The following is a 20,067-nucleotide window of genomic DNA, read 5'->3' on the forward strand; positions in this document are numbered from 1 at the left end:
CACCCGCATCCTCGGCAACATGACCGCCGATGGCACCGTCGTCGTCATCAACCAGGCCGGCATCATCTTCGGCTCCACCTCGCAGGTCAACACCCACTCCCTGCTCGCCTCCACCCTCGAACTAGGGAACGCGGCGCGGTTCGTCGAAGGCAGTTTCGGGCCGACCCAGGCGACGACGATCAAGGAGCGCAATACCGCCTATCTCGAAAGCGGGCTGTTCCTGGCCGCGAACGGCACGACGGGTCTGGTGGACGGTACCGCGGTCGCGCCGCTGCTCGTCTCGGGCGTTACGACCGGCGACGGCAAGACGTTCGGCGAGACGCAGGAAGGCAGCATCACCATCGACAGCGGCGCGCGGATCAGCGGCAGAGCGGGCGGGTTCGTGATGCTCACCGCGCCGGAGATCGACAATGCCGGAACGCTGACCGCGATCGACGGGCAGGTGAGCCTGCAGGCGGGCCGTGCGATCGTCTATGGCGAATCGACCGGGTCCGACGAGAGCCTCGATCCCTATGTGCGCGGCTACAAGCTCAACAGCTATATCTTCGGTGCGTCCCCCACGGGCAGCCAGGCCGGCGGCACGGTCGTCAACAGCGGCCTGATCTCGTCGACGCGCGGCTACATCTCGCTCGGCGTCGGCGCCGAGGGATCGGTATCGCAAGGCGGGTTGCTCGAGACGACCACCAGCGTGTCGCGCGGCGGCAAGATCTCGCTCACCGCCGGAACGGTCACGCTCGACGGCGGCGTCGCGATGCTCGCGGACGCCAATGGCGAGACGATCCCGCTCGGCACGGCCAACGATCCGGCGGATTTCAAGCAATCGCAGCTCGAGATCGGCACCCAGGTCATCCTGAGCGCCGACGCCCAGGTGGTCGGCGCGCTGACCGCCACCGATTTCACGATGGGCGGGAACGCGTTGATCTACGCACCGGGCGCCGATGTCGCGATCGGGGCCAACACGATCAACGATCCGGGCAGAATCACGGCGTTCGCGGTCGCCCATCCGGGTCATATCGAGATCGCGAGCGGTGCGCTGATCGACGTTGCGGGCCTGAAGGACGTCAAGCTCAACGCCTCGCGCAACTCGATCGAGATCGATCCGGTCAAGCGCAACGAGCTGCGCGATACCCCCAACTACCGCGAGGTGGTGGTCGACGACAGCTTCACGCTGAACGGCGTCACGCTCTATGTCGATCCGCGCGTCTCGGGCGTGCGCTCCGATGGCGTCGCCTGGGTCGGCTCGCCGCTGATCGAGGCCGCCAGTCTTGCCGGGCAGATCCCGGCGACGGCACAGGAGTTCATGACAAAGGGCGGCAGCGTCACGCTGACCACCAGCAATCTCACCGATTTCAGCAATGTGAGCGTGGACACCGCGCCGAGCGTGCATGTCGCGTCGGGCGCGACGATCGACGTGTCGGGCGGCTGGGTCAGCTATGCGGCGGGCACGGTCAAGACCAGCCGGCTCATCACTGCCGACGGCCGCATCGTCGACATCGCCAGGGCCGATCCCAACGACATCTATGTCGGCGTGGTGAGCGGCACCAGCGAGGTGCTGCAACCCCGGCTCGGGCTCGTGCAGAACTACCTCAGCGCCCAGGGTCAGGGCCAGCGCTACGACGCCGCTTATGACGAAGGCCGCGACGCCGGCGCGCTGACGATCAGCGGCGCGGCCGTCTCGGTCGACGGCACTATCCACGGCAATGCCTTCGCCGGCTCACGCCAGATCGCCAGCGGCGAGCGCCCAAGCGCGGCCAGCACGCTGACGGGCGACCTGCGCCTGGTCCAGGCAAGCAGCTATGAACTGCCCTCGGGCGCCGCGCTCACCATCTCGTCGCTCGGCGACGTGCTGGTTTATCACGGCAATCGCGGCAGCACCGAGTCCGACTGGTCGGAACTTCTGCTTTCCGACGCGATGCTGAACGATGCCGGGCTGTCGCAGCTCTCGCTGACCGCCGCCGGCAAGGTGACGTTCGCCGGGCTCAATCCCGACACGTTGCAATCGGCGGATGCGCTCCGCATCACCGGCGTCTCCGACCTCACTCTCGCCCTCGGCGGCATCCTCTCGGTCGAGGCCGGACGCACCATCCGGTTCGACGGCAATGTCACGATCGCGTCGGGCACGATCGAGGCGACCTCGCTGCTCAACGGCGCGACGCTCAACGGCCTGAGTTCCGCGGTCAGCAACGGCTCGGCGTTCCGCACCGGCCTCTATGGCGATGGGTCCGGCGACGACATCGCCAGCACCTATCTCTATGCCGAGGATCCAGGCGACCTTCGCGCGTTTGACGTGATCGTTGGTGGCACGCTCTCGACCGCCGGCGGCTGGGTCAACGACTATCGCGAACCCGGCCAGCTCCAGGGCGGCGCGTTCAGCGATGGCGGCTCGATCAGCCTCACTGTCGCGCCCAACGTGTTTGTGGCGATCGGCGACGATCTGAAGACGGCGACGCAGGCGGCCGATCTGTCCGGCAGCATCCGGGTGAGCGGCGGGCTCGACGTGAGCGCGGGTGGCTATGTCACCTCGACCGGCAGCCTCGTCCTCGACGGCAAGGGCGGCGATGTCAGCCTCGTCAACAACACCGTCTATGCCTCGACCCGGCTGACCGACAGCGGCGTTCTCACCAGCACGGGCACCAGTTCGGATCGGCCGGTGGGCGGCGGCCCCAACCAGTCGGTCGAGTTCACGCCGGTCCCCGGCGGTCCCTGGACGGCGGTGCTACCGAGCCTGGTGCCGGATGAGCAACGCGCGACGGTCGATATCACCGGCGCCACGATCACCGGCTATGGCTTCACCGGCGGCGGCACCTTCTCGCTGGTCGCGCCCAATGTGAGCTTCGGTTCGGACAACCCTGCCGGCTCGACGCATATCGGGCTCGATGTCTTCAAGACCACCGGGTTCGGCACGCTCGACGTCTCGACCTACCGCTCGCGCATCGTCGACGACCTGTTCGCCAATGACCGGGTGAGCAAATCGGCGTTCCTCGAGACGACGCGGTTCACAGTTGGCAGCGGCGAGACGCTCGACCTCACCCAGTGGATGCTGCCGACGATCCTCTCGACGACACAAGCGCGCTCGCTGCTCGCGCTCGACACCGGCGCGGACCTGCTGTCGCAGTCCTTCCTTGCCCCCACCACCAACGACGCGCTGTGGGACCGCAAGGCCGCCCATCTCGTGCTGGGAGGCCTCACCGAACTCGACGTGCTCGAAGGCGGCAGCATCATCGGCGCGCCCGAGGCCAGCCTCACCGTCACCAAGCTCACCAATGCCGGCTCGATCGTCCTCCACGGCGGGACGATCGGCCAGCACGACGACCTGGTGAGCGGCCTGCTCACCGCCGGGCTTGGCGTGGACGATCTCGCCGAGGCGTTCGGCGGCTCGACCGACGAGCAGGGCCGCTTCCTCGAAAGCGCCGACAATGCTGCGGGCCTCACCGATCCCGCCGAAGCGAGCCGGCTGCTCACCAATGCCGAGCTGGTGTCGAAGACCGGCGCCGACCGGCTCGTCTATTTCCTCGGGCTGGCGGGGCAGGACGAAGGCATCGTGCTGTCGGCGGGCAGCACCACCGACCTGTCGGGCATCGCGGTCACCAACCCGCGCGCGCTGCGCCAGGCAAGCGGCGTCCAGATCCGCACCGGCAGGGTGATCGACGGAGGCACGATCAGCCTCGGCGCGCCGACGCAGATCAACCGCCAGACCGGTGCAAGCCAGCAAACGACGATCTTGACCGGCAGCACGCTGGTCCGCGACGACGCGGCAACGGTCGACATCAGCGGCGCGAGCGCGACGTTCGACCAGGCGACCCGCCTCGGCGGCTACGCCGCTTACGCCGAATGGAGCAAGGCGGGGACGATCTCGGCGCTGGCCGGCGGCAGTCTTGGCACGACGGCGATCGACGCGCATGGCGGCGTCGCGCAGGCCGAGGGCGGCACGCTCGAATGGCTGCGCCCGACCGTCGGCACAGCCACGGACGGCGGCGCCGACTATCTCGACGCCGGCATGATCGAGGCGAGCGGGTTCGACACGCTGATCGCGCGGCGCTCGCTCACGCTCGATGGCGATGTCGACCTCAAGCTGCGCAAGGCGCTGATGGTGACCTCGCAGGACCCGCTGGTCGCGAACTTCCCCTATGATACCGGCAATGCGGGCATCTCTATCGCGGCGACGGCGGGATCGAACGCGACGGTCACGGCGGGCTATGTCCGGCTCGCCAGCCGGATCGGCACCGGCTCGCCCGGCCAGGCCGGCAACCTCGAAGACAATGCCAGCGTCCGGCTCCAGGCCGGATCGCAGGGTATCGACCTGATCGGCGCGGTGCCGATCGACCGCTCGATCGGCGACATCACCTTCGCGACGCCGGGCGACGTGCGCCTGACCGGCGTCACCTCCAACTTCGTCGACGGACTGCCGACGCTTGACGGCATGGTGGTCACGACCGGCAACCTCACCATCGACGCGGGCCGCACCTATACCACCACCGGCACCGGCAATCTCCAGATCGCGTTGGAAAACCCGAACTCGAACACGACGCCCTATTATATCGCCGCCATCGGCGACCGGACGATCACGTTCGGCAACAGCTATCTCGATCCGCGCGCGGCGACGCCCTTGTCGGCGGGCAGCCGCTTGAGCGTGCTGGCGCAGACGATCGTCCAGAACGGCTATCTCGCCGCGCCGCTCGGGGTGCTGCAGCTGGGCGATACCGGCTCGGTGCGCGTAGGCGGCCCCTTCTCGACCCCCACCGAGACGCTGACCTTCGGCGCGGGCAGCGTCACATCGGTGTCGGGCGCGGGGCTGACCATTCCCTATGGCACCACGACCGACGGCATCGAATATTATTTCCCGACGGTGGGCACGCCGCTGACGCAGCTTCCGGTCGGCGAACTGGTGCTGTCGGCGGGTTCGATCGTGCAGGCGGAAGGGTCGCTGATCGACGGCCGCGGCGGCGGCGACGTCTATGCCTATGAGTTCCGTTCGGGCGCGACCGGCTCGCGCGACGTGCTCGACCGGTTCAACCGGGATGCCTTCAGCAGCAACAACTACGACCTCGCCACCCGTACGGGCTATCAATATGCCGACGAGCGCCAGGTCTATGCGCTGGTGCCGGTCAGCGAGGCCGGCGGCATCGCCGCTTTCGACCCGATCTACTCGGCCGACTATGGCAGCGCCGGGCCTGTCGACCTCTATGGTGCGAGCGCCGGCAAGACCGTGGTGCTCGATGCTGCGCCCGGCATCGCCGGCGGCGAATATCTGCTCGTTCCCGCCAAATATGCAATGGCGATCCCCGGTGCACTCAGGCTGGTCGAGAACACGGATGCCGGCGCGCCGGTGGTGGGCACCAGCACGACGCTGCTCGACGGCTCGGTGGTGGTCGGCGGCACCTATGCCTATGCCGATACGGGCATTGCAGAGAGCACGCGGCACAGTTTCACGGTGCAGACCAAAGAGGTTTTCACCAAATACAGCTCGATCACCACGACCAGCGGTTCCGACTATCTGGAAGGCGTCGCCGACAAGGCCGGGACGGGCCGCCCGCGCCTGCCGCTCGACGCCGCCCGCGTCGTGCTCGCGCCGCTCACCGAGCTGAAGCTTGCGGGCGCTTTCGACCTGTCCGCAGGCGAAGGCGGTCAGGCGGGCCAGGTCGACCTGCTCGGCTCCAACATCCTCATCGCCAGCGCCGATACCGAGGCCGCGGATGGCGTGCTGCTGATCAGCGACGCGACGCTCGCGAAGCTCAACGGGCCCAGCCTCCTCATCGGTGGGCGACGCTCCGACAATGCCGACGGCACCACCACGATCACCGCCAGCGCGACCAACATCACGGTCGCGGGCGGCGCACGGCTTGAAGCGGCTGAACTGCTGCTGGCCGTCGGCGGCGCCGGCTCGGCGCTCAGCATCGAGGACGGTGCCACCCTCACCGCGACCGGCACGCTCGGCGCGGGGCAGGACAGCGACTATGTGACGAGCGGCGCGGGCTCGCTGCTGCGGCTCGCCAATGGCGGCGAGCGGCTGGTCACGCGCACCGGCACGGGTGAGTCCACGCTGGCGATCGGCGCGGCGACGCTCGACGGCGAGGCGCTGGCGCTCGACAGCAGCGGCAGCTTCATCGTCTCGGACGATGCCAGCATCGCGGCCAAGACCGCGGCCATCTCCGGCGCGGACCTGCGGTTCGACGACGAGGCGGCGGTGGCCGGGGAAGCGGGCGCGATCGGCGCGGGGCTGGAAGCCAAGCTGGCGGCGGCCGAGCGGCTGACCGTGCGTTCGCCCGGCATGATCCGCTTCTCGGGCGGAACGCATCATTTCAACGACTTGGTGCTCGACACGGCCAGCCTTGCGACCGACATCCGCGCGGCCGTCGGCTCGTCGGTCACGCTCCAGGCCGGCAATGTTCGCCTGCTCAATTCGACCGACGCGGCCGACGGCTGCACGGCCGCGAGCTGCGGTGCGGGCAGCAGCTTCACGCTTGACGCCAGGACGATCAGCCTGGGCAGCAACGATGTGCGCGCCTCGGGCTTCGCCGAGGGCGTGACGCTGGCGGCCAGCGACGGCCTCTATGTCGAAGGCAAGGGCAGCTTCTCGGCCGGAGACGCGGTCCTTGCGCTCAACACGCCGTTCATCGCCGAGCGCTCGGCGGCGGCCGATCCCCGCGCGCAGACGGTACGGCCGGACTATGCGTTCCTCACCAGCGGCGCCGTGACGGTTTCAGCGGACGGCACGAACGGTGCCGCGACCATCGAGGGCGATGCGGCGCCGGGCGCCAACCTCGCGTTCGGCACGATCGACGATCGGGTAGCGTCCTTCTCGGTCACGGGCACGACGATCCGCGCCACGGCGGGCATCATCGATGTGCAGTCGCAGGGCGATATTGCCCTCAATGGCGCGGCGTTGAGTGTTCCCGGCTACGAAAAGACCTTCGGCGACGAGGTCGATCCGGTCATCGTCTCGGCGGGCGGCGGCACGATCAACCTGTTCTCCGCCAACGGCGGCATCAGCACCGATGCGGCGAGTACGCTCGTCACCGATACCGGCACCGGCAAGGCCGGCACGCTCAACCTGCTGGCGAGCAACGGCGCGATCCTGCTCGACGCCGCGCTCAACCCCGGCGTCACGCTCGCCGACGATGCCGCACCCCGCCAGGGCAGCTTCGCTTTCGACAGCGGCACGAGCGCGTTCGACCTCGCCGGGTTCGTGGCCGACTATGGCAGGCTGTTCGCGGGAGACGTGGCGATCCGCAGCGGCGCCAGCGACCTTGCGCTCGATGCGGGCCAGACGATCAAGGCCAGGTCGGTCACGCTCACCGCCGACGGCGGCGGCATCGCCATTGCGGGCACGATCGACACCTCGGGCGTCGACGTCACCGGCATGACCGCGGATGCCGCGCGCGATGCGGCGGTCAACGGCGGCGACATCCAGCTCTGGGGCCGCAGCGGCGTTACGCTCGCCGCGACCGCGCTGCTCGACACGCACACGACCGGATACGCGGACACCGACAGCCGTGTGGCGTCGGCCGGAAACGTCACCATCGGCATCGACAGTGCCAATGGGGCGATCGCGATCGAGAATGGCGCGACGATCGACGTCGGTGCACGCCGGACCCAGGCGGATCCCGGCGTCGGCCGGCTGGTGGCGCAGACGATCACCGATCCCGCGACCGGCAGCCCGGTGACGGTCTATCGCTATGCCGAAGCCGACCAGGGCGGCACGGTCACCTTCCGCGCGCCGGTGATCGGGACCGACCGCAACAAGGTCGCGCTCTCGCAGCGCGGCAGCATCCTCGGCGCCGACAGCGTCCAGCTCGAAGCGTTCCAGCGCTACGATCTCGACCAGCTTGCCGACAGCGGGTTCTATACCGGCATCACACGCGGCGAAGACGGCGCGATCAGCCTCGATTTCGGCGCCGCCGGCGCCAACCCGCTCACCACTGACATGGCGCTCGCTGACGGCACGTCCTCGCTCGTCCGGTTCATCCAGGGGTTCGACGTCTCGACCGTCGACGGGTCCAGCCTTGATGGCGTGCGGCTGCGGCCCGGCGTCGAGCTCGTCTCGACCGGCGACATCGCCACGGCGACGCAGTGGAATCTCGCCGCCGCCAGCTTCTCGACCGAGCAGCTCGATGCGGCGCTGGCCGCGGGCGTACTCGAACTGATCCCCGAGATCAGCACCGCCGAAGCGCCGCGTTACAAGGTCGTGCCGGGCAAGGAAGGCGCTCTGCTCGATCGCTATGCGACCTTCCTCTACCGGGTCGATGGCTCAGCGCGCGGCGAAGCGCCGGTCGTCACGCTGCGCGCTGGCGGCGATCTGACGGTCAACCGCACGATCTCGGACGGCTTCTTCACCTTCCGCGACAAGTCGGACCCGGCCTATGTGAGCTATCAGCTCGGCGGCGGCGACCGGACCTGGCAGCCGGCGCTCAATTTCACCTGCGGCTCCACCTCGAGCGACTGCAATTATCTCCCCTCCTATGGCGACGGCAGCAATCCCGGCACGTCGAACACGCTCGTCATCGCGCTCGGCACGGCGGCGGTGCAGGGCGACCTTGCCGACGGGGCAAGCAAGACGATCAACTCGCCGCTCTCGCTCACCGGCAATAGCGCGGCGGGCGGCGGCGAGGGACAGGACAGCCTCGGCTTCGGCGAGTTGTTCCCACTGCTCGGCGGCGACACGGCGATGCATTCGTCCGACCTGCGGCTCGTGGCGGGCACCGGATCGAGGCTGTCGGTCAACCCGCTGGCGGTCGATCGCGCGCTCGCGGCCGATGTCGTGGTGCAGGGCGAATATAGCTATGCGCTGACCGCGACCGGCACGGTCGCCTATGACGGCGGGCTGCAATTCCACCTCGCGCGCTCGACCACCGATCCGACCAACATCAATTTCGACATCGGCGACACGCTCGATCTCACCGAGCGGACCGCCGGGCTCGACCAGCTCAAGGACGATACCTACACGCAGTTGAACTGGGGCAGCAGCGCCGGGCTCGGCGCCGACGCCAGGGCGGCGGCGCGGACCTTCTTCGCGGGCAAGGGCTACAGCTTCGTCGGCAACGCGACCAACCCCACGGGCATCGTCGCGCCACTCAACGAAGTCCTCGCCTTCCTCCAAAGCTTCGAGCCGACCTGGCAGGCGGGGCTCGCCAGCGGCCGGACGGGCTACAGCGCCAACCGCAACGCGCCGATCATCCGCTACGGCACCGCCGCGCAGCAGACCTCGCCGACAGCGCCGAACCGTTCCTATGTGAAGACCGTGATCCGCAGCGGCGACGGCGATATCGCGGTGGCCGCCGCGCGCGACATCGACCTGCGCGGCGGCGCCGAAGCGGTCTATCGCCGGCCCGACGGCACGGTGGCGGCGGAAGCCAATTATGCGCTCGCGACCAATTTCTCGGCGCAATACGCCTCGTCGGCGATCTACACGGTCGGCGTCCGGGTGGCGCCGAGCCCGCTCATGGCGCGGATCGCGGACACCGGCGAACTGGTGACGCTCTCGCCCGACAGCCCCTATCTGGAGGCAGTCGCGGCAGCGGCGGACTTCATCCCCTCGCCCAAGGGGATTTCGGGGAACCAGCCGGTGCTGGCGCATGGCGGCGGCGACATCATACTCGACGCGGGCCGCGATGTGCTCGGCCGCAGGGACGCCTGGACGCAGCTCACCGGCACGGTGGGACAAGGCTATAACGGCGCCAGCTCGAACACCAGCACTGGGGCAGAACTGACCGCGGGCCAGCAGACACAGGCATGGCGGGTGGGAACGATCGGGGTCGATACCGAGATCGGGCTGTCGGCGGACTATTTCACCAGCGGCGTCGGCGCGCTGGCGGGCGGCGACGTGACGATCGATGCGGGCCGCGACGTTTCCGAGCTGACGGTGGCGCTGGGCGCGACCGTGACGACGAACGAGAGCGATGCGGGCAACGTCATGCTGACCTTCGGCAGCGGCGATCTCGCGCTGACGACGGGCCGCGACATCCTTGCCGGGCAGATCGACATCGCGAGCGGCGCGGCGAACATCATAGCGGGCCGCGATATCGCCACCTATGGCTATGAGCCGATCGCGATCGAGACGCCGCAATATCTGCGCGTCCGCCTCGCCGATGCGGTGGTCGATGTCTCGGCCAATGGCAGCGCGCGGATCGCCAGCGTGTCGGCGCTGGGCGTCGACCAGCGCCAGCAATCGGCGGGCTTCTATGCGCCGACGGCGAGCTTCACGCTCGAGGCGAACGACACGGCGGCGATCCTCGGCACGACGGGGCTCGGCGGAGTGCGCGAGAGCGGGCAGCAGCCTAGCTACATGACCGCGAACAGCAGCGAGGTCGCCTTCTCGCAGATCCTGCCGCCGTCCTTGCAGATCACCTCGCTGTCGGCGAGCGTCGAGCTGCCGGTCAACATGCCGCAGATCCTCTATCCGTCGGCGATCGGCCAACTCCGGCTCTACAGCGCGGGCGACCTGACCGGCCTGGTGATCGGGATGAGCGACGTCGATCCGGGACGGCTGGGCGGCGCGTTCGCCGAGCAACTGCAATATTACCAGCTTCCGGGCGTCACCACGGCGACGACGGCGACCGAGCTGCGCAACCAGCACAGCCAGCTCCTCACGCATCTGGGCGACGACGAGCCGATCCGCATCTATACGCTGGGCAGCATCGACAATGCGGTGATCTTCGCGGCCAAGCAGGCGCGCGTCTCCGCCGGCGGCGATATCGTCGACCTGTTCTTCCAGGGCCAGAACCTCACCGCCACCGACATCAGCCGGGTGTGGGCGGGCGGCGACATCAGCGGCACGATCGCCAAGGGGTTCGACAACCTGCCCTATGTGCGCTCGAACAACTTCATCCTCGGAGGGCCGGGGACGCTGATGGTCGAGGCGGGCGGCGATCTCGGGCCGTTCGTGACCTCGGCGACGATCGGCGGCGCCTCGTCGGGCGGCGGCATCCGCACGGTCGGCAACGACTATAATCCCTGGCTGCCGGGCGAGGGCGCGAATGTGAGCGTGCGGTTCGGCATGGCGGGCGGCGCCGACTATACGGCGCTGCGCGATACCTATCTCGACCCGGCCAATGCGGCGATGCTCGACGGCGATTTGTTCGCACAGGTGACGGACAGCTTCGGCAACCAGAAGCCCGACCGGACCAAGCCGATCTACGCGCCCAGGCTCGCAAGCTGGCTGCGCGAGCATTATCCGGACCTGTTCGCCCAGGTGTTCGGCAGCGATAGCTTCGCGGACGACACTGCGCTCGCCAGCGCCGCCTATGGCAAGACGGCCGAACTCTATGCGGCGCTGACCAGCCTCGACCTGCTGCACCAGCAGGACTTCCTGGTGAACCAGCTCTATTTCAACGAGCTGGCGTCGGTCACGGACCAGGACGGCCCGAGCTATCAGCAATATATCCGGGGCTACCGGGCGGTGCAGGCGCTGTTCCCCACCGGGCGTGGCTATACCGACAATCTGGCGGCCTATACGACCGACCTGGCGACGGTCAGCGAGGATCATCCGCTCGGCGAGCCGGTGCGCAATGTGGTCAATGGACAGCCGCAGGTCGCGGACAGGGTCCATACCGGCGACGTCGACCTGCGTCTCGCGACGATCCAGACTGCGCGCGGCGGGGACGTCGGCATCCTGGGGCCGGGCGGCGACGTGATCGCGGGATCGGTGGTGCGCACCAGCGAGCAGGCGAGCCGGCGCACGACCGCGCTGGTGCCGCAGGACCGGGTCACGCCGCTGCACTATCTCTTGCAGGGCGGCAGCCTGACGCCGTCGCTGGGTGTCAACACTTTCGACTCGGTGCCGCTCGGCTATGAGGGCGTGCTGACGCTCACTGGCGGGGCGATCAGCAGCTTCACCGACGGCAGCGTGATCCTGAACCAGAGCCGCGTGTTCAGCCAGCAGTCGGGCAACATCACGATGTGGTCGTCGAACGGCGACATCGCGGCGGGTCAAGGCCCCAAGAGCGCGTCGAACTTCCCGCCGGTGACGGTGCGGTTCGATGAGAACGGCCTCGCCGAAGTCGATAGCGCGGGCAGCGTGTCCGGTGCGGGCATCGGCTCGTTCCAGCGCACTCCCGAGGATCCGCCCAGCGACGTGCTGCTGATCGCGCCGGTCGGCACGGTGGACGCAGGCGACGCGGGCGTGCGCGCCTCGGGCAATGTCGTGGTCGCCGCCGCACGGGTCGCCAACGCCGACAATTTCAAGGCGGCGGGCGACATCACCGGCGTGCCCAGCAGCACGACGACCAACGTGGTGGCAACCCCGGCGGATGCGGCCTCGGCGATCGCGGCGCAGGCGGCCGCCGCGGCCAACAGCAACGACCAGCGCGACCGGCGCTCGATCATCACGGTCGATGTGCTCGGACCCGCGAGCGACGGACGCTGCGATCCCAACAGCAACGGAGACCCCGACTGCCGGTGAAACCCGGCGGTCCCCTTACCCAACATCCATCAGGCGGAGACCAGGACAATGGCGGACAATCCTTTCGATATCGATTCCCTCCTCAACGGGGTGAATTTCCCCGAAGACCAGTTGCGGGCTGTCGATTTCTTCAACACCGACCCCGAATCCGGGGGCGTCAATGGCGGCAGTGCTGCAATGGTGGGCGCGTTTAGAACAGGAGCTTGGCTCGGTGAGCCGACCGTTCCCCTGAATCCCGGCGAAATCACGGTGCTGAGCAATGCCTATGTGGCAGGACACACCGAATATTCGACCGACTATTACGGGAACAGCCGCGCCTGGTATTATCTGCCGACGTTCGGCTCGATCCAGTTCAGCGACTATGTGGACGCGGACGGCAATCCGTACACGCTCTATATCCACGGCTTCGCCGAAAACGGCCTGCTGCTCAGCCAGAATGACAACCTTGTCTACAACGACCGCGGCGGCCTCTCGGCGGGCCATCCCGCAACGACGGGCGGTGAGAACCCTCGCGCGCTCGTGTTGGGCACCAATGGCATCGAGCCCGACGCTGCCGATATCACCTTCGACAAAGACCCCAGCGTGTTCTGCTTCGCGGAAGGCACCCGCATCGCCACGGCCTCGGGCCTGGTCGCGGTCGAAACCCTCGCGATCGGCGATCTCGCGCTGACCGCCAGCGGCGAGGCGCGCCCGGTCAAGTGGATCGGCCAGCTCGTCGCGCGGCCCTCGCGCCACCGCCGCCCGCATGAGGTCAACCCGGTGCGCGTCACCGCCGATGCCTTCGGGCCGGGCCTGCCGGAACGCGATGTTCGCCTGTCGCCGGGCCATGCGGTCTATGTCGACGGCGTGCTGGTGCCGGTCGGCCATCTGGTGAACGGCGCGACCATCGTGCAGGAAGCAGTCGAGCAGATCCGCTACTTCCATATCGAACTCGACAGTCATGACGTGCTGTTGGCCGAAGGCCTGCCCTGCGAGTCCTATCTCGACGACGGCAACCGGCGGTCCTTCGCCAATGGTGGCGAGAGCGTCGAACTGCACGGCCGCCTCGATCCCAAGAGCTGGGACGACGCCTGCGCGCCGCTGGTGGCCGGCGGGCCGCAATTGGTCGCGATCCGCGAGACGCTCCACGCTCGCGCGGAAGAATTGGGCTGGACCCGCACCGAGGACGCCGATCTCGTCTTCGAGGCCGACGGCGTGAGCATCCTGCCTGTTCGCATCGACGGCAATCGCTACCGCTTCGTCCTGCCGGCCGCCTCCACGCTGGTGCTCAAGTCCAACAGCGCGGTGCTGGCCCATGTGATGCCCGCGCTCGGCGACGGCCGCCTGCTCGGCGTCGCGGTGGCGGACTTGCACATCGACGGCGAGCCGGTCGATCTCGACGCCGCGCTGTTCGGCAAGGGCTTCCTCGCCGTTGAGCGCCATGAGGGGATCGGCTGGCGCTGGACGAACGGCGCGGGCGTTCTCGCGCTCGATGCCGTGGGTCCGACGACGCTCGACCTCACCCTCGCGATGGTCGCGCCGAGCTGGAAGCGCGCCCAACCCATATTGCGGATCGCCGCCTGACGGGACCGCTCAACCCAAAGGAGGGACGCCCCATGCGGGCGTCCCTTCGCGTTTCAACCGGAGTGCCGATGACCGAGCTTGCCGCCCCCGACCGCCCAACCGCCGGCACCTCCGCGGCCCCTGAAGCGCCCGCCGCCGGGCCGTGCCCGTGCGGTTCGGGGCTGACCGGCCCGCGCTGCTGCGCGCTCGATCCGCGCCTCGCGCTGGAGACGGCGAAAGCGGAAGGCTATGAGGAGCAAGCCGCCGCGTTCACGGGGAGCTGGACGCGCGGCGACAAGGCGGCAGCCAAGGCCCAGGCGATCGCGCTGCTCGAACAGGCCCCCGGCCGGCGTGACGCGCTCACCCTGCTGTTCCATGCGTTGCGCGACGAAGGCAGGACGGACGCCGCCGCCGCCGTGGTCGACCGGCTCGCCAATATCCATATCAACGACCCCGTGGCGCGCGTCACCGCCGCGCAATTCTTCCTCGGCCGCGACGACATGGCGCGCGCGCAATATCATGCGCGCATGCTGGTGCGGCTCGCGCCCGAGGCGGCGATCTCGCACATGACGATGGGCCGGGCGTTCCTCGTCCAGCCCAACGGCAAGGCGGCCGAGCATCATTTCCGGGTGGCGCTCGCTTTGCCCAGCCCACGCGGGCCGCAGGTGCAGCGCCGCGAGATCGAGGCGCATCTGGCGATCGCGCTGCGCCATCAGGGCCGGTTCGACGAGGCGCGCGCGATCTTCGCGGGCGTAAGCGAGGACAGCCGCGACCCCGCGCTGCTGCTCGCCTGGGCGGCGCTCGAGGAGGCCGCGGGCGATTTCGCGGCGGCCGACGCGCTGCTCGACCGGGTCGAAGCGCTCGCCCCGCAGCATCCGCAATTGCCGATCGCGCGCGCGACGCTGCTCAAGCGCACCCGCCAGCCTGAGCGCGCGCTCGCGACGCTCGATGCCGGACGGGCGGAAGGCGCGGGCGACGGCGGCGGGGCCAACCTGCAGAAGGGCCAGATCCTCGACAGCATGGGGCGCTATGACGAAGCCTTCGCGGCGTTCAGCGCGTTCAAGGCCTGGCTGCGCGAGACCAGCGGGCACAGCTATCAGGACGAGCGCGCCGCGGCGCTGGTGCGCGAACTGGGCGATTTCTTCACGCCGGGCCGCACGCCGCTGCTGCCGCGCGCCACCACCCGCGACGACGTGCCGCAGCCGGTGTTCATCGTCGGCTTCCCGCGCTCGGGCACCACCTTGGTCGAGCAGACGCTGACCAGCCACCCGCATTTCGCGGCCGGCGACGAACTGCCGGTGATCGGCCAGCTCGCCGAGCGCGCACCGATGCTTCTGGGCAGCCAGCTTTCCTACCCCAAGGCGCTCAGCGAACTCTGGCTCGGCGACCGGGCCGGGCTGGTCGCTTCCCTGCGCGATCTTTACCTCAACGAAGCCGCGCGGTTCGGCGCGGTCGATCCCGCCAAGCGCTGGTTCACCGACAAGATGCCGCTCAACGAGACGCATCTGGGGCTCATCCACATCCTGTTTCCGAAGTCGCCGATCGTCCATCTGGTCCGCCACCCGCTCGACGTGGTGCTCTCGGTCTTCTCCAACGGCCTCACCCATGGCTATTATTGCGCCTATGCGCTGGAGAGCGCCGCGACCCATTATGCGCGGATCGCCGAACTGATCGCGGCCTATCGCGCGGCGCTGCCGCTCCATTACCACGCTCTGCGCTATGAGGATCTGGTCGCCGAGCAGGAACGCGAGGTCCGCGCGCTGTTCGGGTTCATCGGCGAGGATTTCGATGCGCGCACGCTCGCCTTCCACGAGAACGCCCGGCCGGCGCGCACCGCGAGCTACGCGCAGGTCACCGAGAAGCTCTACACCCGCTCGGTGCATCGCTACCGGCATTATCTGAAGCATCTCGAACCCGTGATCCCGATCCTGATGCCAGCGATCGAGCGGCTGGGCTATACGGTCGAGGGGTAGGGCGGCGGCATCAATCGCCGCCGCAGCAGGGCGGCGCTGCGCGGCCAGCACTTGCGCCGCTAGATTTGTCCGGTCTCGACCAGTTTGCCTAGCAGGGCGTTGACGCGCGTCTGCCATCCGGGGCCGCTACCCCGCAGATGCTCCACCGTCTTTGCATCCAGACGGATCTTCACCTCCACCTTGGGGGCTTCCGATTTCGGGCGTCCGCGCCGGGAAGGCTTCATCCCGGCCATGAAAGCCGCATCCATCGGCGGGTTGTCGCCGTGCATTTCAGGATCGAATTCGATTTCCATCACAATTCCGTACACCCATTAAATGGGTTGGGCCATGATTTCTGCCCCCCCATAAAAGATAGGCGACAGAGCATCGGCAGGCATCACGGGCTTTGCGGCCGAGGGGTGGGGCTGGTGCCGTTCTGCTGCCCCGTCATGGTCCGCTATGCGCCAGGGAGCAGGTCCTCGGGCAATCCCTGCAGCGCAAAGGGATTGAGGAACTGTCGCCGCCACAGAAAGGCGCGTTCGGCCTCGCCCAGCGCCGCTTCGGCGCAGACCATGTCCCAATCCGCCGTGATGGTGGCGAGCTGATGGGCGACGATGGCGCGCGCGCGCCTGTCGTCCAGAAGAAAGACGCTCGCGGCTTCAAGGCAGAGCGACACCTGGCTCAGCCGCCTGTTGCCGAGGATCAGCATCGCCTGCGCGGCTTCGCCGCCGGTCCGGCCCTGCGGACAGATATCATAGGCCGGCGTGAGCCGCAGCGTCGCGCCGTCCCAGAAGGCGGCATGGTTGCGGGCGTGATCGTCGGTGTTGCCGCACAGGATGTTGAAGAGGATGCGGCCGAAAAGCTCCATGAGCGTTGCCGCCGGGTCCCCGAACCGATGCCGGATGACGCTCGCCAGATCCTCGTAGCTGGCATAGCGCGCCTCGCTTTCGTCGAGGTCCAGCACGGTCAGCGCCGAGACAACGCCACGACGCGCCCAGCCCGCCTCAAACCGGGTCCGGTCGAAGCGCTCGATCAGCAGCACATCCTTGCCGAGCGCCCGCTCCAGCTTGACCGGCGCGACAGCGAGACCCGCCCGGGCGGCCAGCCGCATGGCGACATATTCGGCCTTCACGACATTGTAGAGGTCGCCCGCGGCCGAGAATTTGGCGATATATTTCCGGTCGCCATCGTCGATCAGCGCCTTGGGCCGCGCGCCGCCGAGTGACGAGCCGTGCTGCAGCGCCTGGTCGAGTTCGGGCGTCAGCGGGATGCCCCGGTCGACGCGATCGGCGGATTCCATCAATTCGGCGAGCGTGGCGTTCTGTCCCTGGCGCGGGACGTAGCCGGAGGGCGAAAGCTGGAAATCGAGCATGCCGATGCGGTCGGAGCCCGATTCGAGCAGATAGGTGAGTTCGTCGAGCTCGACCGCTCCGGCCTCACCGGCCTTCAGGCCGGTCATGCGGTTGATGATGACGCGCCGCCCCCATGCATCGGGCGAACCGTCGCGGATGCAGCTGGGCAAGGTCATCCTGTTGCTGGTCGCGATGGCGCCGGAGCGTAGCGGCAATTCGGGGTCGTAAATGGCGATGGCATCGGTACGGGCCAGATAGCTGCGGCCATAGTTGAACGTCAGGCGACCATCGCGCGCGCGCGTCAGCAGGCCCGCGACCACGGGTTCGATGGCGCCCGGCAGCCATATCCACACATAAGCCTCGTCATGGGGGGCAGCACCATGGAGCCGCGGCTCAGAAGTCATCCTTCACCTCGCTGCGGGGCTTGCGCACCGCCTTGGGCAGCAGGCGCAGCTTCTCTTCCTGCCCGGCGAGGCGTGCGGCGAGCGCGTCGCGGCCGCTCTCGAACAGCGGGACGCCGACGATCGCGGCCGCCTCGAACACAAGGCCGATGCCGCAGCGCGGGTCGCCGTGCTCGACACGGCGCAGCATGTCGCGCGATATGCCCGCGCGCGTAGCCAGTTCCTCCAGACTCATGGCCCGTTCGATCCGATGGATGCGGATAAGCTGGCCGAGCACGGCAACAGCCTCCCTGCTATGGCGGGAGTAAGTGCGCGGGATGGTCCTGGCGCGTTGTGTGGTCATGGTCGGCATGTCTTCCTTACGCGGCCGCTCATGCCATGGGACGGGGAAAGGGTCAAGAATTGGGCTTATATGTAAGCCGTATTGCCTTATAGGACTTATATGTAAGCAATGTCTCGAAGGCCGTGGATCATGCGATCGCTGCGAGATGGCGATGCCGGGGGGCGCAGCGCAGCCAAATCTGTCGATGGAAGCGCGATAAATCGACATATCGTCCCGATCTGTCGAACGCATCGGCATATGACATGCGCGGATGTGATCAGTTCGAACCGGTGATCCCGATCCTGATGCCGGATCGGAATTCGCGTCGGTCGGAGCCGATGGAATCGCTGCTCACCCCTCGACGGTATAGCCGAGCCTTTCGATGGCTGGCATCAGGATCGGGATCACGGGTTTGAGATGCTTGAGGTAATTGCGGTAGCGATGGACCGAGCGGGAATAGAGCGGCTCGGTGACCTGGGCGTAGGAGGCGGTGCGCGCGTAGCGGCTGTTCTCGTGGAAGGCGAGCGTGGCGGGGTCGAAGGGCGCGCCGATAAAATCCAGCAGGCCGCGGACCTGGTTTTCCTGATCGGCGACCAGATCCTCGTAGCGCAGCGCATGGTAGCGCAGCGGCAGGGCGGCGCGATAGTCGGCGATCAGATCGGCGATCAGCGCATAATGGGTGGCGGCCGTTTCCAGCGCATAGGCGCAATAAAAGCCATGGGTGAGACCATTGGCATAGGTCGAGAGCACGACGTCGAGCGGGTGGCGCACCAGATGGACGATCGGCGAGGCCGGGAACAGGATGTGGATGAGGCCCAGATGCGTTTCGTTCAAGGGCATCTTGTCGGTGAACCAGCGCCGGCCCGGGTCGACCGCGCCGAACCGGACGGCTTCGTTCAGATAGAGATCGCGCAAGCTGTCGACCTGGCCGGCACGGTCCCCCAGCCACATCTCGCTCAAGGCCTTGGGATAGGTGAGCAGGCTGCCGAGCAGGTTCTGCGCGCGATCGGCAAGCTGGGTGACGATCGGCAGTTCGTCGCCGGCGGTGATCTCGGGATGGGCGCTGAGCGTTTGTTCGACCAGCGTGGTGCCCGAGCGCGGAAAACCCACGATGAAGATCGGCTGGGGATGGCCCTCGCGTAAGCCGGTCCGCGGCAGCAGGCGCGAGCGGCCTTCGGTGAAGAACTCGCGCAGGTCAGCGACCAACCTGGCCGCGCGATCGGCCTGGTAGCTGTGCCCGCTGGTCTCGCGCAGCCGCGCCTTGAACGCGCTGAACGCCGCGAAGGCTTCGTCATAGCGCCCCATGCTGTCGAGGATCTGGCCCTTCTCCAGCAGCGCCGCGCCCGCGCTTTCGCCTTCCGCCTCGCCGTCGAGCAGGGCTGTCGCCGCGTCGAACCTGCGGTCGGATTCCTCGAGCTTCGCCCAGGCGAGCAGCAGCGAGGGATCGCGCGTCTCGTTGGCCGCGAGCGCCTCGAACAGCGCCCGCGCCTCGTCGAACCGGCCCTGGTCCCTGAGCGCGGTCGCCAGATGCGCCTCGAGGTCGCGGCGCGGCACCTCGGGGCCGCGCGGCACGTCGAATGCGAGCGCGATCCGGAAATGATGTTCGGCCGCCTTGCCGTTGCTCGACTGGCGGAAGGCGCGGCCCATCGTCATGTGCGAGATCGCCGCCTCGGGTGCGAGCCGCACGAGGATCCGCGCATGGAATTGCGCGCGCATCATGTCGCCGCACGCCAGGAAATATTGCGCGGCGATCATCCGCGACACCGCGTCGTTGAAATGCACCCGCGCGAGCCGGTCGATCACCGCGCTCGCCGCGTCCCAGTCCTGCTCGCGCTGGAGAATGTCGTAGAGCGCCTGCAAGGCGTCCTTGTGCCCCGGCGCATGGGCGAGGACCGTGAGCGCGGCCGTGCGGGTCGCGCCGGGCCTTCGCCGCTTCGAGCGCCTCGCCGAGCGCCCGGTCCTCCTCCGCCAGCTCGATCCGGACCTGGCTACCGTCGAGCCCGCAGCAATGGATGCGCGCCAGCCCCGACCCGCAGGGGCTGGGCTCGGCGGACAGGGGTGCCGGCGGTTGGGCGGTCGGGGGCGGCAAGCTTGGTCATCG

General features: G+C 68.3%; 7 protein-coding genes. 3 read left to right on the forward strand and 4 right to left on the reverse strand.

Features of this window, described 5'->3' with window-relative positions; genetic code table 11:
- Nucleotides 1–19 precede the first annotated feature (19 nt).
- The 3 genes from PX554_RS25115 (at nt 20) to PX554_RS25125 (ending at nt 15,912) form a co-directional block, all read left to right on the forward strand.
- Nucleotides 20–12,397 (forward strand): filamentous haemagglutinin family protein, encoded by a 12,378-nt coding sequence (locus PX554_RS25115; RefSeq protein ID WP_275504870.1) that lies wholly within the window; start codon nt 20–22, stop codon nt 12,395–12,397.
- Between the two features lie 48 nt (nt 12,398–12,445).
- Nucleotides 12,446–13,960: a Hint domain-containing protein gene (locus PX554_RS25120; protein ID WP_275504871.1), complete on the forward strand. Its 1,515-nt coding sequence runs from the start codon at nt 12,446–12,448 to the stop codon at nt 13,958–13,960.
- 68 nt (nt 13,961–14,028) lie between these two features.
- Nucleotides 14,029–15,912, forward strand: a complete 1,884-nt coding sequence (locus tag PX554_RS25125; protein WP_275504872.1) for a tetratricopeptide repeat-containing sulfotransferase family protein — start codon at nt 14,029–14,031, stop codon at nt 15,910–15,912.
- 59 nt (nt 15,913–15,971) lie between these two features.
- Here PX554_RS25125 and PX554_RS25130 read toward each other — a convergent pair whose 3' ends face one another.
- The 4 genes from PX554_RS25130 to PX554_RS25145 form a co-directional block, all read right to left on the reverse strand.
- Entirely contained in the window at nt 15,972–16,205 is a 234-nt protein-coding gene (locus tag PX554_RS25130; RefSeq protein ID WP_275504873.1) for a BrnA antitoxin family protein, read from the reverse strand.
- 143 nt (nt 16,206–16,348) lie between these two features.
- Nucleotides 16,349–17,647 carry a type II toxin-antitoxin system HipA family toxin gene (locus PX554_RS25135; RefSeq protein WP_275504874.1) on the reverse strand — a complete coding sequence of 433 codons (1,299 nt, stop codon included), beginning with the start codon at nt 17,645–17,647 and terminating at the stop codon, nt 16,349–16,351.
- Nucleotides 17,637–17,996, reverse strand: a complete 360-nt coding sequence (locus tag PX554_RS25140) for a helix-turn-helix domain-containing protein (RefSeq protein ID WP_275504875.1) — start codon at nt 17,994–17,996, stop codon at nt 17,637–17,639. The genes PX554_RS25135 and PX554_RS25140 overlap by 11 nt, the downstream gene beginning before the upstream one ends.
- Nucleotides 17,997–18,317: 321 nt before the next feature.
- Entirely contained in the window at nt 18,318–19,826 is a 1,509-nt protein-coding gene (locus PX554_RS25145; protein ID WP_275504876.1) for a tetratricopeptide repeat-containing sulfotransferase family protein, read from the reverse strand.
- Between the last annotated feature and the right edge of the window lie 241 nt (nt 19,827–20,067).

The organism is Sphingomonas pollutisoli (assembly GCF_029167165.1).
In the GTDB taxonomy this organism is placed as follows: domain Bacteria; phylum Pseudomonadota; class Alphaproteobacteria; order Sphingomonadales; family Sphingomonadaceae; genus Sphingomonas; species Sphingomonas pollutisoli.

Coding starts and splice junctions, on each gene's coding strand:
- PX554_RS25115 (WP_275504870.1), top strand. CDS start 20: ATGACCGCCGATGGCACCGTCGTCGTCATCAACCAGGCCGGCATCATC.
- PX554_RS25120 (WP_275504871.1), top strand. CDS start 12,446: ATGGCGGACAATCCTTTCGATATCGATTCCCTCCTCAACGGGGTGAAT.
- PX554_RS25125 (WP_275504872.1), top strand. CDS start 14,029: ATGACCGAGCTTGCCGCCCCCGACCGCCCAACCGCCGGCACCTCCGCG.
- PX554_RS25130 (WP_275504873.1), bottom strand. CDS start 16,205: ATGGAAATCGAATTCGATCCTGAAATGCACGGCGACAACCCGCCGATG.
- PX554_RS25135 (WP_275504874.1), bottom strand. CDS start 17,647: ATGACTTCTGAGCCGCGGCTCCATGGTGCTGCCCCCCATGACGAGGCT.
- PX554_RS25140 (WP_275504875.1), bottom strand. CDS start 17,996: ATGCCGACCATGACCACACAACGCGCCAGGACCATCCCGCGCACTTAC.